Origin of the sequence: Mycobacterium sp. (assembly GCF_040509115.1) — a bacterium.
Taxonomy (GTDB): Bacteria; Actinomycetota; Actinomycetes; order Mycobacteriales; family Mycobacteriaceae; genus Mycobacterium.
In genome coordinates this window covers 1-4,354 of record NZ_JBEVLO010000264.1, presented here as the reverse complement: position 1 = coordinate 4,354, position 4,354 = coordinate 1, and the positions used below count along the sequence as shown (strand labels likewise).

The 4,354-nt window shown below is 65.8% G+C and carries 4 protein-coding genes; 2 read left to right on the top strand and 2 right to left on the bottom strand.

Annotation, left to right across the window (positions count from 1 at the left end):
• Positions 1-53: 53 nt before the first annotated feature.
• Positions 54-560 carry an Rv0361 family membrane protein gene (locus ABW137_RS17750; protein ID WP_526402307.1) on the bottom strand — a complete coding sequence of 169 codons (507 nt, stop codon included), beginning with the start codon at positions 558-560 and terminating at the stop codon, positions 54-56.
• A 202-nt stretch (positions 561-762) separates the two neighbouring features.
• Here ABW137_RS17750 and ABW137_RS17745 point away from each other — a divergent pair, with 202 nt between their 5' ends.
• On the top strand, positions 763-1,737 hold the full coding sequence (locus tag ABW137_RS17745) for a carbohydrate kinase family protein (RefSeq protein ID WP_526402305.1): 975 nt from the start codon (positions 763-765) through the stop codon (positions 1,735-1,737).
• Between the two features lie 10 nt (positions 1,738-1,747).
• Here ABW137_RS17745 and asnB read toward each other — a convergent pair whose 3' ends face one another.
• On the bottom strand, positions 1,748-3,691 hold the full coding sequence (gene asnB, locus ABW137_RS17740; protein ID WP_526402309.1) for an asparagine synthase (glutamine-hydrolyzing): 1,944 nt from the start codon (positions 3,689-3,691) through the stop codon (positions 1,748-1,750).
• 124 nt (positions 3,692-3,815) lie between these two features.
• Here asnB and ABW137_RS17735 point away from each other — a divergent pair.
• The coding region (locus ABW137_RS17735; protein ID WP_526402303.1) for a cytochrome c oxidase subunit II at positions 3,816-4,354 on the top strand (539 nt) is incomplete at its 3' end.

The window sequence follows — 4,354 nt, the reverse complement described above, 5'->3', positions numbered from 1 at the left end:
TATTCAACTGTGCGCCGTCGCCGGCCGGTACCCACCGGCCGGCGATCGCTCGGTTAGAACTGCCCGGTACTACGCGGCAGGTACGAGCAGACCAGGATCTGTTGGTCCTGGATGAGCAATTGAGCCACCCCTTGGCGCTCCACCTCGCCCTGATCGCGCCCGGCGGGAGTGGCCCGCATGCTGAACAGCACCTGCGCCTGAGTGGGTGACCACGTCACGATCTTGTCGATCGACGCGACGCGCGCTCCGTCGAACTGTCTACGGAACGCATCACTGGTCAGATTCGCCAGCGTCATGTCCGATCGCCGGTCCTTGACGGCGTCGAAGAACCCGCAAGAGTTGTTGCGGGCCACGGTCTCGTCGTCACCTCTGGAAAGCGCGTCCAGATAACCCTGAATGGCCTGGGTGGCCGTCGCATCGGTGACGGTGACCACCCCATCGTCGTGCCTACCCGCCGACACGAGCAGGACGGTCACGGGCCCGGCGATCATCGCGACGACCAGCACCGCGATACCCGCGAGGACGAATCGCTTGCGGCGCCGCGGTTTCGGGTAGTCCACGGGAGGCGGCAGTGTGCCGGGATACGGCGAAGGAACATGTCCCTGGTAGGGCCGAGGGGGGCCGAAATGGGATCCCGGGTGGGGGGACTCGGGGTACGGGATTGGGCCAGCCATGTCGTTGTTAGGCTAGCGCACCGACTTGGGCATAGCTTGAATGGACGACTCGAGTAGACGAGTTCGACGAATTGAAGGGTGACGCTTCGTGACCATTGTGGTGACGGGATCCATTGCGACCGACCATTTGATGAAGTTCCCCGGAAAGTTCTCCGAGCAGCTGCTGGCCGATCACCTTCAGAAGGTGTCGCTGAGCTTCCTCGTCGACGACCTGGTGCTGCACCGCGGTGGAGTGGCGGGCAACATGGCGTTCGCCATCGGTGTCCTCGGTGGCGACGTCGCACTGGTCGGTGCGGCGGGCAAGGACTTCGACGACTACCGCGACTGGCTGACCTCGCACGGCGTCGACTGCTCCCACGTGCTGATCTCCGAGTCGTCCTACACGGCGCGCTTCGTCTGTACCACCGACCAGGACATGGCTCAGATCGCCTCCTTCTACCCCGGGGCCATGTCCGAGTCGCGCAACATCAAGCTCGCTGACGTCGTATCCCGCACCGGGGCAACCGATCTGGTGATCGTTGGGGCCAATGACCCCGACGCGATGTTCCTGCACACCGAGGAGTGCCGCGCCCTCGGCCTGGCGTTCGCCGCGGACCCCAGCCAGCAGTTGGCCCGACTGTCCGGCGACGAGATTCGCAAACTCATCGGCGGGGCCACGTACCTGTTCACCAACGATTACGAGTGGGACCTGCTGCTGCAGAAGTCGGGCTGGAGCGAGGCCGAGGTGATGAACCAGATCGGGCTTCGGGTGACCACCCTCGGACCCAAGGGGGTCGACCTCGTGGGCTCGGATGGCACCTTCGTGCACGTCGACGTCGTACCCGAGACGCATCAGGCCGACCCGACCGGAATCGGCGACGCCTTCCGCGCCGGCTTCCTCACCGGGCGCGCCGCAGGCCTCAGCCTCGAGCGCTCTGCGCAGCTGGCGTCGCTCGTCGCCGTTCTGGTGCTCGAAGCGCCGGGCCCCCAGGAGTGGACCTGGGACCGCGACGCCGCCGTGCAGCGGCTCACCGACGCCTACGGCCCAGAGGCGGGCCAGGAAATCGGCGCCACCCTGGGCTAGCCCGGTCGGCCTACAGCTGAACCGGATAGGTCGGTTCGCTGATGTTCGGCACCACGCTGCGTTCGACGAAGATCGCGTGCCAGAGCATCAAGATCAGCACGGTCCACAGCCGCCGACTGTGATCGGTGACGCCGCTGCGGTGTTCGTCGAGCATCCGACGTACCGCCGACACGTCGACGAGGTGGCCGGCCTGTGACGCATCCACCGTCGCGTACGCCCAGTCCAGCAGCTCGCCCGCCCGCAGCCAGTGCCGGATCGGCACCGGGAAGCCAAGTTTCGCCCGATTGAGCACGTGCGCGGGAACGATCGGCTCCAACGCGCGACGCAGCGCGAACTTGGTCGTCGCCCTGGTGATCTTCTGATCGAACGGCAGCCGGGACGCCACCGCGAAGACCTCGGGGTCCAGGAACGGCACCCGCAACTCCAGCGAATTGGCCATCGTCATCTTGTCGGCCTTGACGAGGATGTCGCCACGCAACCACGTGAACAGGTCGACGTGCTGCATGCGGGCCACCGGATCCCAGCCGTCGGACTCGGCGTACAGCGCCGACGTCACGTCGGTGTGCGTCCACTCCGGGTGGAATTCCCTTAGCACCGAACGCAATTGCGCGTCGGAGAAGCTACGAGCGTTGCCGTAGTACCGCTGCTGCAGCGTCAACGAGCCGCGGTGCAACAAACTCTTGCCGCGCATCCCCTCGGGCAACGGCCGGGACACCCGGCCGAGGGTGCGGCGCAACGGGCCGGGGACGTAGTCGAATGCTTTCAACGACAACGGTTCCCGATAGATCGTGTAGCCGCCGAACAACTCATCGGCACCCTCGCCGGACAACACCACCTTGACGTGCTTGCGCGCCTCCCGAGCGATGAAGAACAACGGCACCAATGCCGGGTCGGCCACCGGCTCGTCGAGGTACCAGACGATCTCGGGCAGCGCGTCGACGAATTCCGCCTGGCTCACGACCTTGGCGATGTGGCGGGCACCGATCGCCTCCGCCGACGCCACGGCGACGTCGACCTCGGAGAAACCCTCACGCTCGAAGCCCGTCGTGAACGTGATGAGCCGCGGATTGTGCCGCATCGCCAGCGCGGCGATGGCCGTCGAGTCGATCCCGCCGGACAGGAACGCTCCGACCGTGACGTCGGCGCGCATGTGCTTGGCCACCGAATCCTCGAGCACCGCGGTGATCTCGTCGTACCGGCGCTGTTCACCGCCCGCGGCGAAGGGCACCGCCGAGAACCGCGGGTTGAAGTACCGCGTCACCTTGGGGGCGGCGCCAGGCCGGATGCGCGCGTAGCTGCCCGACTCGAGGCGACGCACCCCGCGGTGCAGCGTCTCCGGTTCGGGCACGTACTGCAGCACCGTGTAGTGCTGTACGGCGCGTTCGTCGATCGACAGGTCAATCCCCGCCGTCGAAGCGAGATCGAGCAGGGACTTCTTCTCGCTGCCCAACACGGTGCCGCCGGGGCCCGTCGCCATGAACAGCGGCTTGATGCCGAACGGGTCTCGGGCGCAGAACAATTCCTGCTCGTTCGCGTCCCACAGCGCGAACGCGAACATGCCGCGCAAACGGTTCAGGGCCGCGACGCCCCAGTGGTGGTAGGCGGCGATGATCGCCTCGCCGTCGCCGTCGGTGGCGAACACGGCGCCGAACTCGCGAGCCAGCTCGTCGCGCAACTCCAGGTAGTTGTAGATCTCACCGTTGAAGACCAACTTGTAGCGCCCCGGCGAGTCGGGCGGACCCCAACTCAGCGGCTGATGGCTGTGCGCGATGTCGATGATCGACAGGCGGTTGAAGCCGAGCACGACCGTCGGTGACTTCTCGTCATCCGCCCATGTCCCAGGCTCGTCAGGGCCACGGTGACGCATGAGATGAGTGGCTCCCGATACCGCCTCGACCAGGTCCGAGGACGAGTCGGCGGACGGGTCGCGTAGGTAGGCCAGCAGTCCGCACACGGCGCCAGTATGCCGAATGGCGAGGTGTGTCGAGACCAGCACCCTGGTGTGGTCTACGCTGCGTAGTATTCGCTCAAGCCGTTCGACCGCCCCGGCGGTTCACCGACTTCTAGGAGGCACCAACGTGACCGCTCGCGGGTTCCGGTTGGTGGCGTTATCAGTGGTTTTGGGTGGAGCTGCCCTTCTGCTCAGCGGCTGCAGCTACGAGACGATCTTCGGCCTCGGCTGGCCGACGGGCATCACCCCCGAAGGCAAGATGAACCGCGACCTATGGGTCTGGTCGGTAATCGCCTCGCTGGTGATCGGCGTGATCGTCTGGGCACTGATCTTCTGGACCAGCGCCTTCCACCGCAAGAAGGCCACTGACACCGAACTTCCGCGTCAGTTCGGCTACAACATGCCGCTGGAATTGGTCCTGACCGTCGTGCCGTTCCTGATCATCTCGGTGCTGTTCTACTTCACCGTCGTCGTGCAGGAAGAGATGCTGAAGCTCGAGGACAACCCCGAGGTCGTCGTCGACGTCACGGCGTTCCAGTGGAACTGGAAGTTCGGCTACCAGAAGATCGACTACGCCGACGGCACGTTCGACTACGACGGTGCCGACGCCGCGCGCAAGGAAGCCATGGTGTCCAAGCCCGAGGGCACCGACGAGCACGGCGAGGA